This window comes from Agrobacterium albertimagni AOL15, from assembly GCF_000300855.1.
In the GTDB taxonomy this organism is placed as follows: domain Bacteria; phylum Pseudomonadota; class Alphaproteobacteria; order Rhizobiales; family Rhizobiaceae; genus Allorhizobium; species Allorhizobium albertimagni.
Genome location: NZ_ALJF01000011.1, coordinates 130,704 through 151,983 on the forward strand (window position 1 = coordinate 130,704; position 21,280 = coordinate 151,983).

General features: G+C 61.9%; 14 protein-coding genes and 1 tRNA gene. 11 read left to right on the forward strand and 4 right to left on the reverse strand.

What is annotated here, in order from left to right; translation table 11 throughout:
* Nucleotides 1-285 precede the first annotated feature (285 nt).
* A complete protein-coding gene (locus tag QWE_RS14570) occupies nucleotides 286-1,278 on the forward strand; it encodes an alpha/beta fold hydrolase (RefSeq protein ID WP_006726914.1) in 993 nt (330 codons plus the stop codon).
* 10 nt (nucleotides 1,279-1,288) lie between these two features.
* Here QWE_RS14570 and hisN read toward each other — a convergent pair whose 3' ends face one another.
* Nucleotides 1,289-2,065, reverse strand: a complete 777-nt coding sequence (hisN, locus tag QWE_RS14575; protein ID WP_006726915.1) for a histidinol-phosphatase — start codon at nucleotides 2,063-2,065, stop codon at nucleotides 1,289-1,291.
* A gap of 325 nt (nucleotides 2,066-2,390) precedes the next feature.
* Nucleotides 2,391-3,266 (reverse strand): N-formylglutamate amidohydrolase, encoded by an 876-nt coding sequence (locus QWE_RS14580; RefSeq protein WP_006726916.1) that lies wholly within the window; start codon nucleotides 3,264-3,266, stop codon nucleotides 2,391-2,393.
* Nucleotides 3,267-3,464: 198 nt separating this feature from the next.
* Here QWE_RS14580 and cpdR1 point away from each other — a divergent pair, with 198 nt between their 5' ends.
* Together cpdR1 and QWE_RS14590 are read left to right on the forward strand one after the other, a co-directional pair.
* Nucleotides 3,465-3,827 (forward strand): response regulator CpdR1, encoded by a 363-nt coding sequence (gene cpdR1 / locus QWE_RS14585; protein WP_006726917.1) that lies wholly within the window; start codon nucleotides 3,465-3,467, stop codon nucleotides 3,825-3,827.
* 95 nt (nucleotides 3,828-3,922) lie between these two features.
* A tRNA-Val gene (locus QWE_RS14590) sits at nucleotides 3,923-3,997 on the forward strand.
* Nucleotides 3,998-4,085: 88 nt separating this feature from the next.
* Here QWE_RS14590 and QWE_RS14595 read toward each other — a convergent pair.
* Together QWE_RS14595 and QWE_RS14600 are read right to left on the reverse strand one after the other, a co-directional pair.
* Nucleotides 4,086-4,511 carry a hypothetical protein gene (locus QWE_RS14595; protein WP_006726918.1) on the reverse strand — a complete coding sequence of 142 codons (426 nt, stop codon included), beginning with the start codon at nucleotides 4,509-4,511 and terminating at the stop codon, nucleotides 4,086-4,088.
* Nucleotide 4,512: 1 nt separating this feature from the next.
* Nucleotides 4,513-5,208: a fumarylacetoacetate hydrolase family protein gene (locus QWE_RS14600; protein WP_040300320.1), complete on the reverse strand. Its 696-nt coding sequence runs from the start codon at nucleotides 5,206-5,208 to the stop codon at nucleotides 4,513-4,515.
* Between the two features lie 257 nt (nucleotides 5,209-5,465).
* On the opposite strand from QWE_RS14600, the gene QWE_RS14605 reads away from it, so the two are divergent.
* The 8 genes from QWE_RS14605 to glgC all read left to right on the forward strand — a co-directional run bounded on the left by QWE_RS14605 (nucleotide 5,466) and on the right by glgC (nucleotide 21,277).
* On the forward strand, nucleotides 5,466-6,893 hold the full coding sequence (locus QWE_RS14605) for a mannose-1-phosphate guanylyltransferase/mannose-6-phosphate isomerase (protein ID WP_006726920.1): 1,428 nt from the start codon (nucleotides 5,466-5,468) through the stop codon (nucleotides 6,891-6,893).
* 132 nt (nucleotides 6,894-7,025) lie between these two features.
* Complete coding sequence (locus tag QWE_RS14610; protein WP_006726921.1) at nucleotides 7,026-10,400, forward strand: transglutaminase family protein; 3,375 nt, start codon at nucleotides 7,026-7,028, stop codon at nucleotides 10,398-10,400.
* 4 nt (nucleotides 10,401-10,404) lie between these two features.
* Complete coding sequence (locus QWE_RS14615; RefSeq protein WP_006726922.1) at nucleotides 10,405-12,819, forward strand: circularly permuted type 2 ATP-grasp protein; 2,415 nt, start codon at nucleotides 10,405-10,407, stop codon at nucleotides 12,817-12,819.
* Nucleotides 12,820-12,823: 4 nt separating this feature from the next.
* Nucleotides 12,824-13,705 (forward strand): transglutaminase family protein, encoded by an 882-nt coding sequence (locus QWE_RS14620; RefSeq protein WP_006726923.1) that lies wholly within the window; start codon nucleotides 12,824-12,826, stop codon nucleotides 13,703-13,705.
* A gap of 90 nt (nucleotides 13,706-13,795) precedes the next feature.
* A complete protein-coding gene (locus QWE_RS14625; protein ID WP_052018197.1) occupies nucleotides 13,796-15,067 on the forward strand; it encodes a pilus assembly protein in 1,272 nt (423 codons plus the stop codon).
* Between the two features lie 261 nt (nucleotides 15,068-15,328).
* Nucleotides 15,329-17,791 carry a glycogen/starch/alpha-glucan phosphorylase gene (locus tag QWE_RS14630; protein WP_006726925.1) on the forward strand — a complete coding sequence of 821 codons (2,463 nt, stop codon included), beginning with the start codon at nucleotides 15,329-15,331 and terminating at the stop codon, nucleotides 17,789-17,791.
* Entirely contained in the window at nucleotides 17,791-20,004 is a 2,214-nt protein-coding gene (gene glgB, locus QWE_RS14635; RefSeq protein ID WP_006726926.1) for a 1,4-alpha-glucan branching protein GlgB, read from the forward strand. Before QWE_RS14630 ends, glgB begins: the two co-directional genes overlap by 1 nt.
* 13 nt (nucleotides 20,005-20,017) lie before the next feature.
* The gene (glgC, locus tag QWE_RS14640) at nucleotides 20,018-21,277 is read left to right on the forward strand and encodes a glucose-1-phosphate adenylyltransferase (RefSeq protein WP_006726927.1); all 1,260 of its coding nucleotides are present in this window, start codon (nucleotides 20,018-20,020) and stop codon (nucleotides 21,275-21,277) included.
* Nucleotides 21,278-21,280: the final 3 nt, after the last annotated feature.

Below are 21,280 nucleotides of genomic sequence, written 5' to 3' on the forward strand. Positions count from 1 at the left end.
ATGGCGTGATCGAATTCAAGATCTCCGGACATCGGCAGCCCGGCACTGCATGAACTGCGCGTGAACAGGCGGTTCAAGGCGGGTTCAAGCAAACTCATCTAGGTTTGGATCATCGGTTGTCTCGACCGACCGGGCCGGAGATATCGTCCCTTCCACTTCGGCCGGACTTCGCCGGAACCGTAGCCCTCCGTCTACGGTTCCGGCTTTTTTTCTTTGACTTGCGACCGGGCTGCAGCCTATCCCCGAGACACGAGACGCGGCTTCAACCGACAGGCAGTTGCAGGCATGGACGCCATTCTTCACGCCACCCCCGGCAACCCCATTCCCGGCACGCCGCAGGTCGGCTTCTTCGAGGGCCATCGCGGCGTGCGCCTGCGTTATGCGGTCTTCCGATCGAGTGCTGCGAAGATCAAAGGCACGATCGTCCTCGTGCATGGGCGCAATGAAAGCATCGAGAAATATTTCGAGACGATCCGCGATCTCAATGAAAGCGGCTTCTGGGTCGCGACCTATGATTTTCGCGGCCAGGGCGGCTCCGAACGGCTTCTGAAGAAGGATCCGCGCAAGGGACATGTCGGCCGCTTCGACCACTATGTCCGCGACCTCGAGATCTTCCTCGAGCAGATCGTGCTGCCCGACACCCGCCTGCCCTTCTTTCTGCTCGCCCACTCGACCGGCGGGCTGATCGCCTTGAAAGCGGCTCCCCGGCTTTCCAACCGCATCGAGCGCATGGTGCTGACGGCCCCCTTTGTCGGCCTCGGCGGTCAGAAGACATCGCCGGAGAATATCCGCCGCATTGCGACCCTCGCAAGCTTCACCGGCTTCGGCGGCATTTCGCTGACGAAGGACGAACCGTTGAAGCCCTTTGACGGAAATCCGCTGACGTCGGATGCCCTGCGCTTTGCCCGCAACCAGCGGATCATGGCCGACCATCCGGAGCTGGCTCTCGGCCCACCCACGGCACGCTGGCTTTACGAAAGCCAGAAGGCGATCGAAGCGATCCGCAAGCCGGGCCATCTTGCATCGATCACAGTGCCGACGGTGATCATCGCGCCCGGCAATGATCCGATCGTGCCGTATCATTATCAGGAATCGATGGCGCAATATTTCCGCGCCGGACAACTCGTACCGGTCGCCGGCGCGCGCCACGAGATCCTTCAGGAGCAGGACCGCTATCGGAACCAGGCCCTGGCCGCCCTATTCGCCTTCATGCCGGGCGGCGAGCCCGAGGAGAGTGATCCCGCAGGCGAACTGACCATTTCCACCCTAGAGGCGTGAGCGAAAGGCCTTAGCCGCGCTTCAGCATCTCCATGGCCTCAGCATGCACGGCCCTGGATCCGGCCGCAATGATCGAACCGCCCGCTTCCGGTCGTCCGCCGTCCCATGTGGTGATCACGCCGCCCGCCTGCTCGATGATCGGGATCAGCGCCCCAACGTCATAAGGCTTCAAGACGGTCTCGATGACGAGATCGATATGACCGGCAGCGAGCAGGCAATAGGCATAACAATCGACGCCGTAGCGGAAGAGCTTGACCTTGTCCTGCACCGCCTCGAAACGCTCGACTTCCCAATCCTTGAAGAGATGCGGCGAAGTGGTGAAGAGGATCGCGTTTTCGAGCGATCCGCAATCGCGGACGGCATTCTGCCGCTCGCCCTCGGGGCCTGAGTACCAGGAGCGCTCGCCATCGGCATAGTAGCGCTCACCCGTGAAGGGCTGCTCCATCAGCCCCATGACCGAGCGACCCTTCTCCTGAAAGCCGATCAGCGTGCCCCAGACGGGAACGCCGGAGATGAAGGCCCGTGTGCCGTCGATCGGATCGATGACCCAGAGATGATCGCTATCCATGCGGATATTCTCGTGCTCTTCGCCGAGAATGCCATGGGTCGGAAATTCCGCTTCGATCAGCTTGCGGATCGCGATTTCAGCCGCCTGATCGCCTTCTGTGACCGGGTCGAAACCGGCTTTCTCCTTGTTGACCACGGACAGGCCCGAGCGAAAGCGCGGAAGGGTCTCGGCCCTGGCGGCATCGGCCAAGCGGAAGAAGAAATCACGATCAGGGCGCATGGGAAAATCCGTCGTCTGGAGGGAGTTCCGTCTTAATGCCAGTCGCGGGGAAAGAAAACCACCGTCGACCGCCTTCTTCGACCTCACCGGACGCCCGCCGAAAGGCCCCAGAGCGCCGAATTGCGTAAATTTTGGCCTTGCTCAAAAAAGCACCAAGATTCATCTTGACAATGGTGCACCGCAACATCTAACGTCTCAATCACAGTCTTCTGACTGTAAATACCCTCCTTGGGTGTTTCCTCCCTAGACTTAACCGCGCCACGAGCGCGGTTTTTTTTGCCCGGCACAGAGCGCCGAGGGCCGCAGCACCTGAAAATGGGAAAACTTACTCGGCAGCGAGCGCCCGGTCGCCGGCATAGTCGGCGACGAAGTCTGCCATCTGTTCCATGAACACGGCGAGCGAGCCGGCCAGCGCATCGAAGTCCGAGCGCTTCTCGAGCGTCGTCTCGTCGATATAGATCGAGCGGTTGACCTCGATCTGCAGAGCATGCAGCCCGCGGGCCGGACGGCCGTAATGCTCAGTGATGAAGCCGCCGGCATACGGCTTGTTGCGCACGGCCGTGTAGCCAAGATCCTCGAAAAACTGCAGTGCCGCCTGGCTGAGCTCGGCGGAAGCACTGGTGCCGTACCGGTCGCCGACGATGAAATCGGGCTTCAGACCGCTCCCGGCGACCCGGATATTGCCGGGCATCGAATGGCAATCGATCAACACGCCGAAACCGAACATCGCATGGGTCCGGGCAATCAGCCGGCGCAGACAGGCATGATAGGGCTTGTAGCAACTCTCGATCCGATCCATGGCGACCGACAGCGGCATGCGCCGCTCGTAGATCTCCATGTTCTCGGCAACAATCCGCGGAATGGTGCCGAGCCCACCCGCGACACGCGCCGAATTGCTATTGGCAAAGGGCGGCAGCGGATCGGAAAACATCCGGGGATCGAGCTCGTAGGGCTCGCGGTTGACGTCGACATAGGCACGCGGGAAATGCGCAACGAGCATCGGCGCGCCGAATCCGGGCGCCGCCGAGAACAGCTCGTCGACATAATGATCCTCCGACCGGCGAATCGAAATTTCGTCGAGTCGCGACTCGCCAAGGAAGGTCGTCGGATAGTGACGGCCGCTATGCGGGGAATTATAGACGAATGGAATGGTCTGGATCGCGGGCTCTCGAACCTCAAACAGCTCGATTTCGTTGGTCATCCGCTTCCCAGGGCCTCTTCTTTACCAAGTCACAAACTTGTTGCGTCTCTCATGTTGCCAGTCGCCCGGTGCAAAGTCCATACTCCCGGAAATGGCGGAGCAGGCTCACTTTTTCGTTGTTCACCGGTTCTTTACTGAGCCGAACCTAAAGTGAGCGGCTGCAAGCTTCCCTATGCAATCGAGTACAGCGGTCCCTAAATGACTCAGAAAATCCTTCTCGCCGAAGATGACAACGACATGCGCCGGTTCCTGGTAAAGGCGCTCGAAAAGGCAGGCTACAAGGTCTCCTCCTTCGACAACGGCGCCTCAGCCTATGACCGCCTGCGGGAAGAACCCTTCTCCCTTCTCCTCACCGACATCGTGATGCCGGAAATGGACGGCATCGAGCTGGCGCGCCGCGCCACCGAACTCGATCCGGACCTGAAGGTTATGTTCATCACCGGCTTTGCCGCCGTTGCGTTGAACGCCGACTCGAAAGCTCCGAAGGATGCGAAGGTCCTGTCCAAGCCTTTCCACCTTCGCGATCTCGTCGACGAAGTGAACAAACTCCTTGCGGCATAAGGCCTTCTCGAGAGGTTGAAAAAATCTCTTCACAAAACTGCAAAATGCCTATTGACGGGCGAACAGGTTTTGTGGTCTTAAGCCGCTCATCGGATGGGCGTGTAGCTCAGCGGGAGAGCACTACGTTGACATCGTAGGGGTCACAGGTTCAATCCCTGTCACGCCCACCATTCGAATTCTTTCAAGGGCTTGCCGGAAACGGCGAGCCCTTTTTGGTTTCTGGTTTGCGATCTGCACGACACAGCGAATCAGGCGGCCTCACCCCTTCACCACCGAAACCTCTTCGCCGGCATAGACCACCACATAACCGCCCTGCGGCTTCAGCGCTCGGGCCCGCGCTTCGAGCCAGCCGAGATACCGTTCCTCGCGCCATATCGCGCCGGCCTCCGGCTCCACCAGCACCGTCAGCTGCGGCCCCTGTCCATAGAGCATCATCCGGCTGACACTTGGCTCCCATTCGGGTCCGAGCGTCGCATCCATCCGCCAGAGACAGAAGAAGTCACGGCAGGTCGAAGGCCTGACATCATAGGAGTCGCAGCCACCGCCGACGACACAGTGACGACAGGGCTGGTTCGCCGGTTTGTCGAATTCCGCGATGTCGGGAAGGATGCAGCAGAGCGAACAGGTTCCGCAGTCGCGGCCCGGCACGAGCGCCGGGCCCTGCCCTTCCCCCGAGAAAGTCATGTCAGGCCGCCGGACCGATGGTGACGGAGATCGGCGAGAGGCCATCAACCGCACCCGTCAGCCGGTCCCCCGGCTGAAGCGCGCCGACGCCGGACGGCGTGCCGGTGAAGATCAGGTCGCCGGGCGTCAGGTGATAGTAGCGCGACAGATGGCTGATCATCTCGGGGACTGACCAGACCATCTCGTTGAGATGGCCTTCCTGGCGCAGGCTGTCATTGACCACAAGCGAGATGCGCTGTGCATCGGGCGCGAATTCAGAGGCCCGGGTAATCGCGCCGATGACGGCCGACTCCTCGAAGGCTTTCGCAATGTCCCAGGGACGCTGCTTTTCCTTCATGGCGTTCTGCAGATCGCGCCTTGTCATGTCGAGCCCGACGGCATAGCCGAACACAGCCTTCATCGCGTCATCGGTCGAGACCCGGAAGGCCGGCGACCCGATCGCGATCACGAGTTCGATCTCGTGGTGATAATCTTCCGTGCCGGGCGGATAGGCGATCGCGCCTCCCTCAAGGACGAGACCAGTTGCAGGCTTGGTAAAGTAGAAGGGCGCGACACGATCGACGGTGTTGCCGAGCTCGGCGGCATGGGCGGCATAGTTTCGCCCAACACAGAAGATCCGGTGAATGGGAAAGCCCTCCGCCATACCATGGATAGGGATAAGCGGGGCGGTCGGAACGGAAAACAGCGGACGGGTCACGGACAAGGACATTCTCTCTGGATTGATTGGCTCGAGCCCGCCAATCATGGCGGCGGGATCACCACCATAACCGGCCAGGCGCGGCAATGCATCCGGCTTGATCGTCAAAGCTGGATGGTCGACCGGGCTTGGAACAAACCGCCAAACATGTAACAAAACCGCCGCAGCTGCGTTCACCTGCCCGTGAGGTATCAAGTGGTCGCTCCGACATCAGCCGGGACGGATCCGCCCCAGCAAGACATCGAAAGGCAATAAACATGAGCATCAAGATCGTGCCGGTCATCATGGCCGGCGGCAAGGGAACAAGGCTTTGGCCTCTGTCGCGCGCAGCCGCTGCGAAGCAGTTCATCCGGTTCCTTGGCGATGAGACCTTGCTGCAAAAGACGCTCGCCCGCGTCTCGGACGAGACGATCTACGACGCCCCGATCATCGTCACCAACGAGGATTTCCGCTTCCTCGTCGCCGAACAGGCCCGCGAAATCGGCGTTTCGCTTGATGGCATCATCCTCGAGCCAGAGGCGCGCAACACCGCAGCTGCTGTCGCCGCCGCAGCCCTGATCGTCGGTGAGCGCCATGGCAGCGAAACGCTGATCCAGATCCTGCCCTCCGACCATGAGATCACCGTCGACGACACCTATCGCGACTGTGTGGCAAAAGCCGCCCGTGCCGCCCGAAACGGCAAGATCGTCACCTTTGGTATCACACCGACCGAGCCCGCGACCGGCTATGGCTATATCGAGATCGGCGACGATCTCGCAGGTGGCGTCCACAAGGTCTCGCGCTTCGTCGAGAAGCCCAAGGCCGAGGTCGCCGAAAAGATGCTGGCGAGCGGCAACTATGCCTGGAACTCCGGCATGTTCGTCTTCTCAGCCGGCCAGATGATTGCCGAGCTCGAGGCGCTGGCGCCCGACGTGCTCGCAGCCGTCCGGACCTCGATCGAGAAGGCCAAGGGCGATCTCGACTTCACGCGCCTCGATGCGGAAAGCTTTGCGGCGAGCCCGAGCATCTCGATCGACTATGCAGTCATGGAAAAGACGCCGAACGCCGCCGTCGTGCCGGCTCCGATCATCTGGTCCGACCTCGGCAGCTGGGACGCGATCTGGAAGCTCGCCGAAGGCGATGAGAACGGCAATGTCGTCAACGGCAATGCCACCGTCTCCGACACCACCAATTCGCTGATCATGTCCCGCAACGCCCATCTGGCCGTCCAGGGTATGGAAGGCGTCGCCGTCGTCGCCTCCGAAGACGCCGTCTATGTCGGCCGCCTGGACCGGGCGCAGGATGTCGGCAATCTCGTCAAGATGCTCGCCGCCAACAAGCACACGGCACATCTGACCGAAAACCACCCGACAGCGCTGCGTCCCTGGGGCGGCTATACCTCGATCCTCAATGGCGACCGCTTCCAGGTGAAGCGGCTCTTCGTGCACCCGGAAAAGAAGCTGTCGCTGCAGAAGCATCACCACCGCGCCGAGCACTGGGTCTGCGTCAAGGGAACGGCGGAAGTGACGATCGACGACAAGGTGACCGTGCTGCACGAGAATCAGTCGATCTACATCCCGCAAGGCTCCGTCCACCGCCTCGCCAACCCGGGCAAGATCCGCCTTGAGGTGATCGAGGTCCAGACCGGCTCCTATCTCGGCGAGGACGACATCATCCGCCTGGTCGACGAATTCGGCCGGAGTTGAGTTCAGGTCATACACCGCATCTGCGCGGCCCGGCGGCTTCCACCGTCCGGGCCGCTTGCTTTATGGCGCTGCATTGCACAAGATCGGTGCAAGCCGGAAAAACCGGCAGGGCGAACAGCGAAGCGGTAACGAATGGCGATCAAGGCAAGCATCTATCATCTCACCCATTACAAGTATGACAACCCGGTCCAGCTTGGACCGCAGATCATCCGGCTGAAGCCTGCCGCCCATTCCCGCACAAAGGTTCTCTCCCATTCGCTGAAGGTCACGCCCGAGAACCACTTCGTCAATCTTCAGCAGGACCCCTACGGCAACTATCTCGCCCGTTTCGTTTTCCCGGACCCGGTGACCGAGTTCAAGATCGAGGTCGACCTCGTCGCCGACATGACGGTCTACAATCCGTTCGACTTCTTCACCGAGGAAATCGCGGTCAAATGGCCCTTCGACTATCCAGAGGACCTGCGCGACGACCTGAAGATCTACATGACGCCGGAACCCTCGTCCCCGGCGCTCGATGCCTTCATGGCGACCATCGACACGACACCCGGCCAGGGCACCGTCGACATGGTGGTGGGCTTGAACGCCCGCCTGCAGCACGACATAGGTTATGTGATCCGCATGGAGCCGGGCGTGCAGACGCCCGAGGAAACGCTGACCTCCGCCCGAGGCTCCTGCCGTGATTCGAGCTGGCTGCTCGTCCAGATTCTGCGCCGCCTCGGTTTAGCCGCCCGTTTCGTCTCCGGCTACCTCATCCAGCTCGCTCCCGATCTAAAGGCGCTTGATGGTCCCTCCGGCACCGAGGTCGACTTCACCGATCTGCACGCATGGGCGGAGGTCTATATCCCCGGCGCCGGCTGGATCGGCCTTGATCCGACTTCGGGCCTCTTGACCGGCGAAAGTCACATTCCGCTGGCGGCCACCCCCCACTACAAGAACGCCGCGCCCATTTCCGGCGGCTATGTCGGCCAGGCCAATACCGAATTTGCCTTCGACATGCAGGTGAAACGCGTCGCCGAACACCCGCGCATCACCAAGCCTTTCTCGGACGACAGCTGGGAGGCTCTGAACGCGCTCGGCCTCAAGGTCGATGGCGACCTGAAGGCCCATGACGTGCGGCTCACCATGGGCGGCGAGCCGACTTTCGTGTCAATCGACGACTTCCAGTCAGCCGAATGGAACACCGATGCCGTCGGCCCGACCAAGCGCGACCTCGCCGACCAGTTGATCCGGCGGCTGCGTGAAAAATTCGCCCCCGGCGGCTTCCTGCATTACGGCCAGGGCAAGTGGTATCCGGGCGAAAGCCTGCCGCGCTGGACCTTCTCGCTCTACTGGCGAAAGGATGGCAAGCCGATCTGGCATGATCCGGCGCTGATCGCCGCCGAACAGAAGGACACCGGCGTCACCCACGAACAGGCCGAAGCATTGATGGCCGGGATCGCGGCTGAACTTGAGATCGAAACCGAGATGATCATCCCGGCCTATGAGGATCCGGCCGAATGGATCATCAAAGAAGGCAGCCTGCCGGAAAATGTCGACCCCTCGAATTCCATGCTGGAAAGCCCGGAAGAGCGCGCCCGCATCGCCAAGGTCTTCGAGCGCGGCCTGACCACGCCGACCGGCTATATCCTGCCGGTCCAAGCCTGGAACGCCAAGGCCGGTGGCCGCCGCTGGGTCAGCGAAAAGTGGCGCACCCGCCGCGGCAAGATCTTCCTCATCCCCGGCGACAGCCCGATCGGCTTTCGCATGCCGCTCGGCACACTGCCTTATGTGCCGCCGTCGCAATATCCCTACATCCACACCACCGATCCGTCGGTCCCCCGTTCGCCCCTTCCCAATTTCGGCCCCCGCGATTTCGGTCCCCGCGATTTTGGCCCAAGAGCGCCCGAAGGCCGCGCCATGCCAGAGGTCTCTCGCCGGACTGGTGAAGCCCAGCAAGACCGCAATGAGCAGACCATTGCCGGCTCGGTCGAGGACATCAGGGGCGCAGTCCGCACGGCGATGAGCGTCGAAGCGCGGGATGGACGCCTTTGTGTGTTCATGCCGCCGGTCGAGGACGTCGAGGATTACCTCGAACTGGTGGCAGCCGCCGAAACGGCCGCCCGCGGCCTTGGCCTGCCGGTTCATATCGAAGGTTACGCGCCGCCGCAGGACGAGCGGATCAACGTTATTCGCGTCGCCCCCGATCCGGGCGTGATCGAGGTCAACATCCACCCGGCTGAAAGTTGGCAGGACTGTGTGGCGACCACCAACACGATCTATGAGGAAGCCCGCCAGACCCGACTCGGTGCCGACAAGTTCATGATCGACGGCCGCCACACCGGCACCGGCGGTGGCAACCACGTCGTGGTCGGCGGCGCCAATCCCGCCGACAGCCCTTTTCTGCGCCGTCCCGACCTGCTGAAGAGCCTGATCCTGCATTGGCAGCGTCATCCGGCGTTGTCTTACATGTTCTCCGGCATGTTCATCGGCCCGACCAGCCAGGCGCCGCGCTTCGACGAAGCCCGCCATGACAGCCTCTACGAGCTGGAAATCGCCATGGCCCAGGTGCCGCTGCCGGCCAGTGGTGCTGCAGCACCGCTGCCCTGGCTGGTCGACCGCCTGTTCCGCAATCTCTTGATCGATGTCACCGGCAACACCCACCGCTCGGAAATCTGCATCGACAAGCTGTTCTCTCCCGATGGCCCGACAGGCCGCCTCGGCCTTGTCGAGTTCCGCGGCTTCGAAATGCCGCCGAACGCCCGCATGTCGCTTGCCCAGCAATTGCTGGTCCGCGCGCTGATCGCCCGCTTCTGGAAAAACCCGATCGGTGGCCGCTTCGTCCGCTGGGGCACGAGCCTGCACGACCGTTTCATGCTGCCGCACTACCTCTGGCTCGACTTCCTCGAAGTCCTGGCGGACCTGCGCGAAAACGGCTTCGACTTCAAGCCGGAATGGTTCGCAGCGCAGCTCGAATTCCGCTTCCCCTTCGTCGGTGAAGTCACCTATGAGGGCTCGAAACTCGAACTGCGCCAGGCGCTCGAGCCCTGGCATGTCATGGGTGAGGAAGGCGCACCCGGCGGCACGGTCCGGTATGTCGACTCATCCGTTGAGCGCCTCCAGGTGCAGCTGGAGACAGCCAATCCGGAACGCTTCGTCGTGGCCTGTAACGGGCGCCAGGTGCCGCTGCGCAAATCCGACGTCAATGGCGTGGCCGTCGGCGGCGTGCGTTACAAGGCCTGGCAGCCGGCCTCCGGCCTGCATCCGGTCCTGCCCGTCAACACACCGCTAACATTCGACATCTATGATACATGGTCTGCCCGGTCGATCGGGGGCTGCGTTTACCACGTCGCCCATCCCGGCGGCCGGACCTATGACACTTTCCCTGTGAATGGGAATGAAGCGGAAGCCCGTCGGCTTGCACGTTTCGAGCCTTGGGGCCATACAGCCGGCTCCTATCCCCTATGGCCCGAAACCGTGTCGCCGGAATTCCCGCACACTTTGGACCTGAGACGACCGCAAGGTATCTGATCTGATGGCACAGAAGACGGCAGCGGAGCTATCCCCGCCAGAGGCGCCGAAAAGCGAGGCCCGCACGGCCGGCTATCGCGCACTGGCCGGCGCTGCCGATGAGATGCTCGACACACAAGGCAATGTCCGCCCCGTCTGGCAGGCCCTGGTGTCCGCCATCGACACCATGCCGGAGCACGATCTGCACGAGCGCTTTGCCCGTGCCGATCGCTACCTGCGCGACGCCGGTGTCTTCTACCGTGCTTATGGTTCTGGAGGATCGAGCGAGCGGGCCTGGCCCTTCTCGCACATCCCGGTGATGATCTCCGAAGCCGAATGGAAGGTGCTGGCCGAGGGGCTGGTCCAGCGCGCGAACCTGCTGGAAGCGGTCGTCGCCGACATCTATTCGGAAAACCGGCTGGTCCAGGAAGGCTTCCTGCCGCCTCAGCTGATCGCCTCGAACCCGGAATTCCTGCGCCCGCTCGTCGGCATCAAGCCGGCTGGCGGCCACTACCTGCATTTCTGTTCCTTCGAAATCGGCCGCGGGCCAGACGGCAACTGGTGGGTGCTCGCCGATCGTACCCAGGCGCCCTCGGGTGCGGGCTTTGCGCTGGAAAACCGGGTTGCGACCGCCCGTGCCTTTTCCGATGTTTATGCCGAGACCCACGTCCACCGCCTCGCCTCCTTCTTCGGCGCATTCCGCAAGGCGCTGCAAGCGCGCACCCGCGGCTCGGACGAGCGCATTGCGGTTCTGTCTCCGGGCCCCGCTAACGAGACCTATTTCGAACACGCCTATATTGCCCGCTATCTCGGCATCATGCTGCTCGAAGGTGAGGATCTCACCATCGTCAACGGCAAGGTCATGGTCCGAACGGTCGCCGGCCTGAAGCCCGTCAGCGTCCTCTGGCGCCGCCTCGATGCCGCCTTTGCCGATCCTCTGGAGCTCGATCAGAACTCCTATATCGGCACGCCCGGCATGGTGGATGCCCTGCGCAACGGCTCGGTCACCTTCGTCAATGCGCTCGGCTCCGGCATTCTCGAAACCCGCGCCCTGCTCGCCTTCATGCCCACCCTCTCGCGTCATCTGCTCGGCGAGGAACTGAAGCTGCCCTCGATCGCCACCTGGTGGTGCGGCCAGAAGGCCGAGCGCGAGCATGTGGCAGCCCATCTCGATCGCATGGTGATCGGCTCGGCTTTCTCACGGCTGCCTTTCTTCGATGATGGCGGACGCTCCGTCATGGGGTCGCGTTACAAGGACCCGCAGGGGCGGACGACAGCCGAATGGCTCGAGGCAGAAGCCGGCAACCTCGTTGGCCAGGAAGTGGTGATCTTGTCCACCACGCCGGCCATGGTCGACGGCCAATTGACGCCGCGCCCGATGTCGCTGCGTGTCTTTGCCGCCCGCACCCAGAACGGCTGGCAGATCATGCCGGGCGGCTTTGCCCGGATCGGCAGTGGCTCGGACGTATCCGCCATCGCCATGCAATCCGGCGGGAGCGCGGCCGATGTCTGGATCGTCTCCGACAAGCCTGTCGACCGTACCTCGCTTTTGCCAGCAGAGGAGACCTTCACCCGCAACATGCCCGGCAGCCTGCCGAGCAGAGCCGCCGACAACCTCTTCTGGCTCGGCCGCTACATCGAGAGGGCCGAAGGTGTGCTGCGCATCCTCCGCGCCTGGCATGCGCGCTATGCCGAAAGCGCCAACCCGGACCAGCCGCTGCTTGCCTTTGTCAGCGAGTACCTCTCGAACATCGACGTCGACACCAAGTCCGGCGTGCCGGAAAGCCTTCTACGCAACATCGACAGCGCCGTCTACTCGGCGAGCAACATCCGCGACCGCTTCTCGCCGGATGGGTGGCTTGCGCTGAACGACCTGTCGAAGACGGCCAAGCGTTTCCACGAGAAGGTGAAACCGGGCGACGACGCGGCGCATGCTATGACCATCCTCTTGCGCAAGCTCGCGGGCTTTGCGGGTCTGGTGCACGAAAACATGTACCGCTTCACCGGCTGGCGTTTCCTGACCATCGGCCGCCTGCTGGAACGCGGCCTGCACATGACACGCCTGCTTGGCCATATGACAGGCCCCGATGCGCCCGACGGCTCGCTCGACATGCTGCTCGAGATTGGCGACAACGTCATGACCCATCGCCGCCGCTACAATGTCTCGACGGCACGGCTGACGGTGACCGACCTACTGGCGCTCGATCCGCTCAATCCGCGCTCGATCCTCTTCCAGTTGAACGAGATCCGCATCGAGGCCGAGCAACTGCCGAACGCCATGGTCAACGGCCAGATGTCGACCCTTTTCCGTGAGGCGATGCGCCTGCATTCGGGGCTTGCCGTAATGACGCCGGAAGCCATGTCGGCCGATGTCTACACCAATCTGGAGCGCGAATTGGAGAAGTTCTCCGATATCCTCGCCCAGACCTATTTGAGCTGACGCGATGCTCTACGATCTCTCGCTCCATATCGGCTACCGCTACGAGGTTCCGGCAACGGGAGCCCACCACATGCTGCGGCTTCTGCCGCTGTCGCTTCCGGACCGTCAGCGGCTGGTCGCCGGTGCGATCACGGTCACCCCGGAGCCGGACGAGATCTCGACTTTCAACGACTTCTTCCGCCATCCGACGAGCCACGCCATCCTGCGTGGTCCGCACGAGAAGCTCGACATCCGCATGCAGGCCCGTGTGATGGTTCAGGCCCTGCCGATGGCTGCCGACTTCTCGCCGCTGCTCGACCGCCTGCCGCAGGAGATCGCCGAAACCTGGTCGCTCGATGCGGAATCGCCGCATCATTTCCTCGGCACAAGCCCACGGTTGCCCCGGGACAAGGCGATCGCGGCCTATGCGCGCGGCATGCTGAAACCGAGCATGACCGTGCGCCAGATCGCCGAAACGCTTTGCAGCCGCATCCACAAGGACTTCAAATACGACGCCGAAGCCACGACCGTTGACACGACACCGGCGGAAGCCTTCGACAAGAAGCGCGGCGTCTGCCAGGACTTCGCCCATGTGATGATCGTGGCACTGCGCAGCCTCGGCATTCCCGCTGGCTATGTCAGCGGCTTCCTGCGCACCATCCCGCCTCCGGGCAAGGAGCGCCTAGAGGGAGCCGATGCCATGCATGCCTGGGTGCGGATCTGGTGCGGCAAGCTGACAGGTTGGCTGGAACTCGACCCCACCAACGACATCGCGGCCGGCACAGATCATATCGTGGTCGGCTACGGTCGGGACTATGCCGATGTCGCCCCCGTGATCGGCGTCCTGAAGAGCTATGGTTCGCATCAGACGGATCAGGCCGTGGATGTCATCCCGGTGCGCCAATAGTGCATTCTTCCATCGAATTTTAGCGATCCCATTAAACGGATCGCAATGGGCCGCAGTCTATAACCTTCCAAACGCTGATTTTGGATGGACATGATGACTACCCCTGACAGCCCGCGCAAATCCCTCTTCGCACGTCTCTGGCACGACCGCGCCGGCAATTTCGGCCTGGCAACGGCCATCCTGCTCCCCGTCGCAGCCGCCACGGCTGGTGTGGCAATCGACTTGAACCGGATGGTCCAGGTGCGCAGCGCATTGCAGGACTCAGCCGACTCGGCCGTTCTGTCTGCGGCGAACGCCCTGGCGAAGAACGATAAAATGTCCGACGAAGAAGTGCTCGAGTTCGCGCGCAAGTTCATGAAGGCGCAGCTGAACAACGTTCTCCCAGGCGACGCAAGCGACCAGACCGACGAGGAAGCGGCAGAAGATCCGCTGGCTGGTGCGGTCGGGAACGTCGAGCGAAAGCTGGGAACGTCGGGCAAGACCGTCGAAGTCAGCCTGTCACCGAGCTACACCTTGGCGACCAATGGCATGACCGCCCTGCTCGGCTGGAAGGAAGTGACCGTCAGCGTCACCGCGACGGCGCAATCCACGCCGGAAAGCGGCGCGGCAGTCTCGATGTATGTCGTGCTGGATCGTTCCGGCTCCATGTCCTTCACCACGAACACGGTCGACACCTCAGTTGCAAGCTGCGTGAACTACAGCGCCTCCAACTGGGCTTACAAGGACATCACGTCAACGAGGGACAAGAACTACATCAAGCCGTCGAAGCCCTGCTATGTGAAGAAGATCCAGGCTCTGAAGACAGCGTCGGCGGTGATGATGAGCGAGCTCGTTAAGGCCGATCCAAAGGCCGACCTCATCCGTGTTGGCGCGGTGTCCTACAACGAAGTAACCCAGTCCGCATCTGGCATGGCCTGGGGTGTCACGACCGCAACAAACTACATCACGGCATTGCCATCTGTGCCGACCGGAGGCACCGACGCTTCCGGCGCCATGACGATTGCCTACAACGCGTTGAAGAAGACCAACACTGCCGAGAAAAGCGCGCACGCCACCAAAGGCAACTCCGACTTTACCCGCTACATCGTGTTTATGACGGATGGCGAAATGACCGGTAACAGCGCTGCGTGGAACCCGACCATCGACAAGGCGGTCTTGGATGAGTGTACCGCTGCGAAGAAAGAAGGGATCAAGATCTTCTCGGTCGCGTTCATGGCGCCCGATCGAGGCAAAACGCTCCTGTCTGCCTGCGCGTCTTCACTAAGCGACTATTACGAGCCGACCGATATGGCCGGTCTGGTCAAGGCCTTCGGTGAGATCGGCAAGGCCGCGGCCGCAGCGTCTACCCGCCTGACCAACTGAGACAATCCAAAACGTTTTGGATTTTGCCCACAATTTGACCGCAGCTGCCATGGCTGCGGTCTTATCGTTTCTTCACGCTTTCAAGATAATATAATTAGAACAGGATGTTGAGCACCAAGGCCGCGCTCGGAACAAAATCATCCTCACAGCCTCCCGCCTGTTGCAACTGTTTCATTTCGATGCGTAAACTGCCGTCCAAGGGGCCGGCACCGGCAATCGCTTCGAAGCCGCCCGGAGACACGAACAACGCCAGGCGGACCGATGATCAAGACTCCCCACAAAGTCGACCTTCCCCTTCCCAAGCGCGGCGTTTCCGATCCGGACGCCCTGGCCGCCGAGATCATGGACAAGCTGACCTACAGCATCGGCAAGGATGCCAAGGTCGCGACCCCGCATGACTGGCTGACCGCGACCATCCTCGTGGTGCGCGACCGCATCATCGACACATGGATGGAATCCACCCGCAACACCTACATGAACAACGGCAAGCGGGTTTATTACCTGTCGCTGGAGTTCCTGATCGGCCGTCTGCTGCGCGATGCCATGTCGAACCTCGGCCTGATCGACGACATGCGCCAGGCGCTTCAATCCCTCTCGGTCGAATTCGATGTCATCGCGGGCCTCGAGCCCGATGCAGCACTCGGCAATGGCGGCCTCGGTCGTCTCGCCGCCTGCTTCATGGAGAGTATGGCAACCGTCAACATCCCGGCCTATGGCTATGGCATTCGCTACGTGCATGGCCTCTTCCGCCAGCAGATGGCAGATGGCTGGCAGGTCGAGCTGCCGGAAAGCTGGCTGGCCCACGGCAACCCCTGGGAATTCGAGCGCCGCGAAAGTTCCTACGAAGTCGGCTTCGGTGGCACCGTGGAGACCGTGGATGGTCCCGATGGCGAGCCACGCTACGTCTGGAAGCAGGGCGAGCGCGTGATCGCCACTGCCTACGACACCCCGGCCGTCGGCTGGCGCGGTGAGCGCGTCAACACGCTGCGCCTCTGGTCGGCCCAGCCAATCGACCCGATCCTTCTCGACGCCTTCAACGCCGGCGACCATATCGGCGCGCTGCGCGAGAGCAACAAGGCGGAATCCCTCACCCGTGTCCTCTATCCGGCCGATGCGACCCCTGCCGGCCAGGAATTGCGCCTGCGCCAGGAATTCTTCTTCTGTTCGGCCTCGCTGCAGGACATCGTGCGACGTCACCTGCAGCAGGGCAATACGCTCGCCCAGCTGCCGGACAAGGTCGCGATCCAGCTGAACGACACCCACCCGGCCGTCTCCGTCGCCGAGCTGATGCGCCTTCTGGTCGACGTGCATGGCGTTGCCTTCGACGAGGCCTGGGAAATCACCCGCCACACCTTCTCCTACACCAACCACACGCTCCTACCGGAAGCGCTGGAAAGCTGGCCGGTGCCGCTGTTTGAGCGTCTGCTGCCGCGCCACATGCAGCTCGTCTACGCGATCAACGCCAAGATCCTGCTCGACGCCCGCAAGAACCGTGGCTTCAACGACCATGAGATCCGCCAGATCTCGCTGATCGACGAGAGCGGCGACCGGCGCCTGCGCATGGGCAATCTCGCCTTCATCGGCTCCCATTCGATCAACGGTGTTTCGGCGCTCCACACGGAGCTGATGAAGGAGACGGTCTTTGCCGATCTCCACAAGCTCTACCCAACGCGCATCAACAACAAGACCAACGGCATCACGCCGCGCCGCTGGCTGATGCAGTGCAATCCGGACCTGACGGATCTGATCACGGAAGCTATCGGCCCCGACTTCCTCGATGATGCAACGAAGCTGAAGGGTCTCGATGCCTTCGCCGACGACGCCTCTTTCCAGCAGAAGTTCGCGGCCGTGAAGTTCGCCAACAAGCAGAAGCTGGCAAGCCTTGTCGCAAGCCGCATGGGCATCAAGATCGACCCACAGGCGATGTTCGACATCCAGATCAAGCGTATCCACGAATACAAGCGCCAGCTTCTGAACATCATCGAGACGGTCGCCCTTTTCGACCAGATCCGGTCTCATCCGGAACGCGACTGGGTCCCGCGCGTCAAACTCTTCGCCGGCAAGGCAGCGCCCAGCTACCACAATGCCAAACTGATCATCAAACTGGCAAACGACGTCGCCCGCGTCATCAACACCGATCCTTCGGTGCGCGGTCTGCTGAAGGTCGTCTTCATCCCCAACTACAATGTCTCGCTCGCCGAGGTCATGGTGCCCGCCGCCGACCTCTCCGAACAGATTTCTACCGCCGGCATGGAAGCATCCGGAACCGGAAACATGAAGTTCGCGTTGAACGGTGCGCTGACAATTGGAACGCTCGACGGCGCCAATGTCGAAATGCGCGATCATGTGGGCGAGGAGAACATCGTGATTTTTGGAATGACCGCCGACGAGGTGGGTCGCGTGCGGGCCGAGGGACACGATCCCCGCGCTGCGATCGATGCCTCGCGCGAACTGCAACAGGCGCTTTCGTCGATCGCCTCGGGTGTCTTCTCGCCTGACGATCGCGACCGCTATGCCGACCTGATGCAGGGCATCTACCAGCATGACTGGTTCATGGTCGCCGCCGACTTCGACGCCTATGCCAAGGCGCAGCGCGACGTGGACGACATCTGGAATGACAAATCCGCCTGGTATTCCAAGACCATCCGCAACACGGCGCGCATGGGCTGGTTCTCATCGGACCGTACCATCCGGCAATACAACGCGGATATCTGGAGAGCTTGATGGCAAAATCACCGAAGAGGAGCGGTGACGTAGCGAAGCCGGACACACCGTCGGCAGCAGAAATCGAAGCGATCATCCATGGGACGCATGGCGACCCCTTCGCCTTTCTCGGCGTGCACGAGGCAGGCGCTGGCCATGTTGCCCGCTGCTTCATCCCCGGCGCTGAAACCGTCATCGCCTATAATCTCGCCGGAGAGCCGATCGGCGAACTGGTCCAGCATCACGATGCCGGCTTCTTTTCCGGCCCGGTCAAGCTCGATGGCGTGCTGCCGGTGCGCTATCGCGCTACCCGCGGCGATGCCGAATGGACCGTCACCGATCCCTACAGCTTCTGGCCGATCCTCGGGCCGATGGACGATTACTTCATCAAGGAAGGATCGCACCTGCGCCTTTTCGACAAGATGGGCGCCCACCCGATCAAGCATCAGGGTGTCGACGGCTTCCACTTCGCCGTCTGGGCCCCCAATGCCCGCCGCGTCTCCGTCGTCGGCGACTTCAACGACTGGGACGGCCGCCTGCATGTCATGCGTCTGCGCCGTGACACGGGCATCTGGGAAATCTTCGCCCCCGATGTCCGGGCCGGCGCCACCTACAAGTTCGAAATCGTCGGACCGCATGGCGAGCTTCAGCCCCTAAAGGCCGACCCCTTTGCCCGCCGCGCAGAGATGCGGCCGAAAAACGCCTCCATGACGACACCCGAGCTCGAACAGGACTGGGACGACGAGGCTCATCGCAAGCACTGGGCAAGCATCGATCAGCGCCGCCAGCCGATCTCGATCTACGAGGTCCATGCCGGTTCATGGCAGCGCCGCGATGACGGCTCCATGCTGTCCTGGGACGAAATGGCAGCCCGGCTCATCCCTTACTGCGTCGACATGGGCTTTACCCATATCGAATTCATGCCGGTCACCGAGCACCCTTACGACCCGTCCTGGGGTTACCAGACAACTGGTCTTTATGCGCCGAGCGCCCGCTTCGGCGAGCCGGAGGGTTTTGCCCGTTTCGTCAACGGCTGCCACAAGGTCGGCCTCGGCGTCATCCTCGACTGGGTACCGGCGCATTTCCCGACCGATGCGCACGGGCTTCGCCATTTCGACGGCACCGCGCTCTATGAACATGCCGACCCGCGCCAGGGCTTCCACCCGGACTGGAACACCGCGATCTACAATTTCGGTCGCCAGGAGGTTTTGTCCTACCTGATCAACAACGCGCTCTACTGGGCGGAGAAATTCCACCTCGACGGTTTGCGCGTCGATGCCGTCGCCTCGATGCTCTACCTCGATTATTCCCGCAAGGAAGGCGAGTGGATCCCCAATGAATATGGCGGTCGCGAAAACCTGGAGGCGGTCCGTTTCCTCCAGCAGATGAACCACCATGTCTATGGCAGCCATCCCGGCATCATGACCATTGCCGAAGAGAGCACCTCCTGGCCCAAGGTCTCGCAGCCCGTCCATGAAGGTGGCCTCGGCTTCGGCTTCAAGTGGAACATGGGCTTCATGCATGACACGCTGAGCTATTTTGCCCGCGATCCGATCTACAGGAAGTACCATCACCAGGAACTGACCTTCGGCCTGCTCTATGCCTTCTCGGAAAACTTCGTTCTGCCGATCAGCCACGACGAAGTGGTGCACGGCAAGGGCTCGATGATTGCCAAGATGCCCGGCGACGACTGGCAGAAATTCGCCAATCTCCGCGCCTATTACGGTTACATGTGGGGCCATCCGGGCAAGAAGCTGCTGTTCATGGGTCAGGAATTCGCCCAGTGGGGCGAATGGTCCGAGGCTCGTTCGCTCGACTGGAACCTGCTCGACTATGCCCCACACGAGGGCATGCGCCGACTGATCCGCGATCTGAACTTCACCTATCGCTCGAAGCCTGCACTGCATGCCCGTGATTGTGAGGGCGAAGGCTTCGAATGGATCAATGCCGATGACCAGGAGAATTCGGTGCTCGCCTGGCTGCGCAAGGCGCCTGGCGAAAAGCCGGTGGCCGTCATTTGCAACCTGACGCCGACCTATCACGAGCGATACGAATTGAACTTGCCTGCGGCGGGCCGTTGGCGTGAGATACTGAATACCGATGCCGAAATCTATGGTGGCAGCGGCAAGGGCAATGGTGGCCGCGTGGAGGCGCATGCCACGGGAAGCGGATGGGCAAAAGCAGGGCTGACCCTGCCGCCGCTGGCCGTGATCATGCTGGAACTGGAACAGTAAGGGGAGGAAAGAAATGAGCGAAAAAACGGCACGAAGCCTGTCGCGTGATGCCATGGCCTATGTTCTGGCCGGCGGCCGCGGCAGCCGCCTGAAGGAGTTGACGGACCGGCGCGCCAAGCCCGCCGTCTATTTCGGCGGCAAGGCGCGCATCATCGACTTTGCCCTTTCCAACGCCTTGAACTCCGGCATCCGCCGTATCGGGGTGGCCACGCAGTACAAGGCCCATTCGCTCATCCGCCACCTGCAGCTCGGCTGGAACTTCTTCCGCCCCGAGCGCAACGAGAGCTTCGACATCCTCCCCGCCTCGCAGCGTGTGTCCGAGACGCAGTGGTATGAAGGCACCGCCGACGCCGTCTACCAGAACGCCGACATCATCGAATCCTACGCGCCGGAATACATGGTCATCCTTGCCGGCGACCACATCTACAAGATGGATTACGAGCTGATGCTGCGCCAGCACGTCACCTCTGGCGCAGATGTGACCATCGGCTGCCTGGAAGTGCCGCGCATGGAAGCAACCGGCTTCGGCGTCATGCATGTCGATGCGACCGACCGGATCATCGACTTCGTCGAGAAGCCCGCCGATCCGCCGGGCATTCCCGGCAACGAAGACCACGCGCTTGCCTCCATGGGCATCTATGTCTTCCACACCAAGTTCCTGATGGAATTGCTGCGCCGTGACGCCGCAGACCCGGAGTCCAGCCGCGATTTCGGCAAGGACATCATCCCCTATGTGGTGAAGAGCGGGAAAGCGGTCGCCCACCGATTCGCCCAGTCCTGCGTCCGTTCCGACTTCGAACGGGAGCCCTACTGGCGCGACGTCGGCACCATCGACGCCTATTGGCAGGCGAATATCGACCTGACCGACATCGTTCCCGAACTCGACCTCTACGACAAGTCCTGGCCGATCTGGACCTATTCCGAGATCACGCCGCCGGCGAAATTCGTCCATGACGACGAGGGCCGCCGCGGCTCGGCGATCTCGTCGCTGGTCTCGGGCGACTGCATCATCTCCGGTTCGGCGCTCTACAAGAGCCTGTTGTTTACCGGCGTGCGCGCCAATTCCTATTCCCGACTCGAGGGCGCCGTTGTCCTGCCCAAGGTGCAGATCGGCCGTCATGCGCGTCTCACAAATGTCGTGATAGACCATGGCGTGGTGATCCCTGAGGGGCTGATCGTCGGCGAGGATCCGGAAATGGATGCCAAGCGCTTCCGCCGCAGCGAAAACGGGATTTGCCTCATCACGCAGTCGATGATCGACAAACTGGGTTAGCCG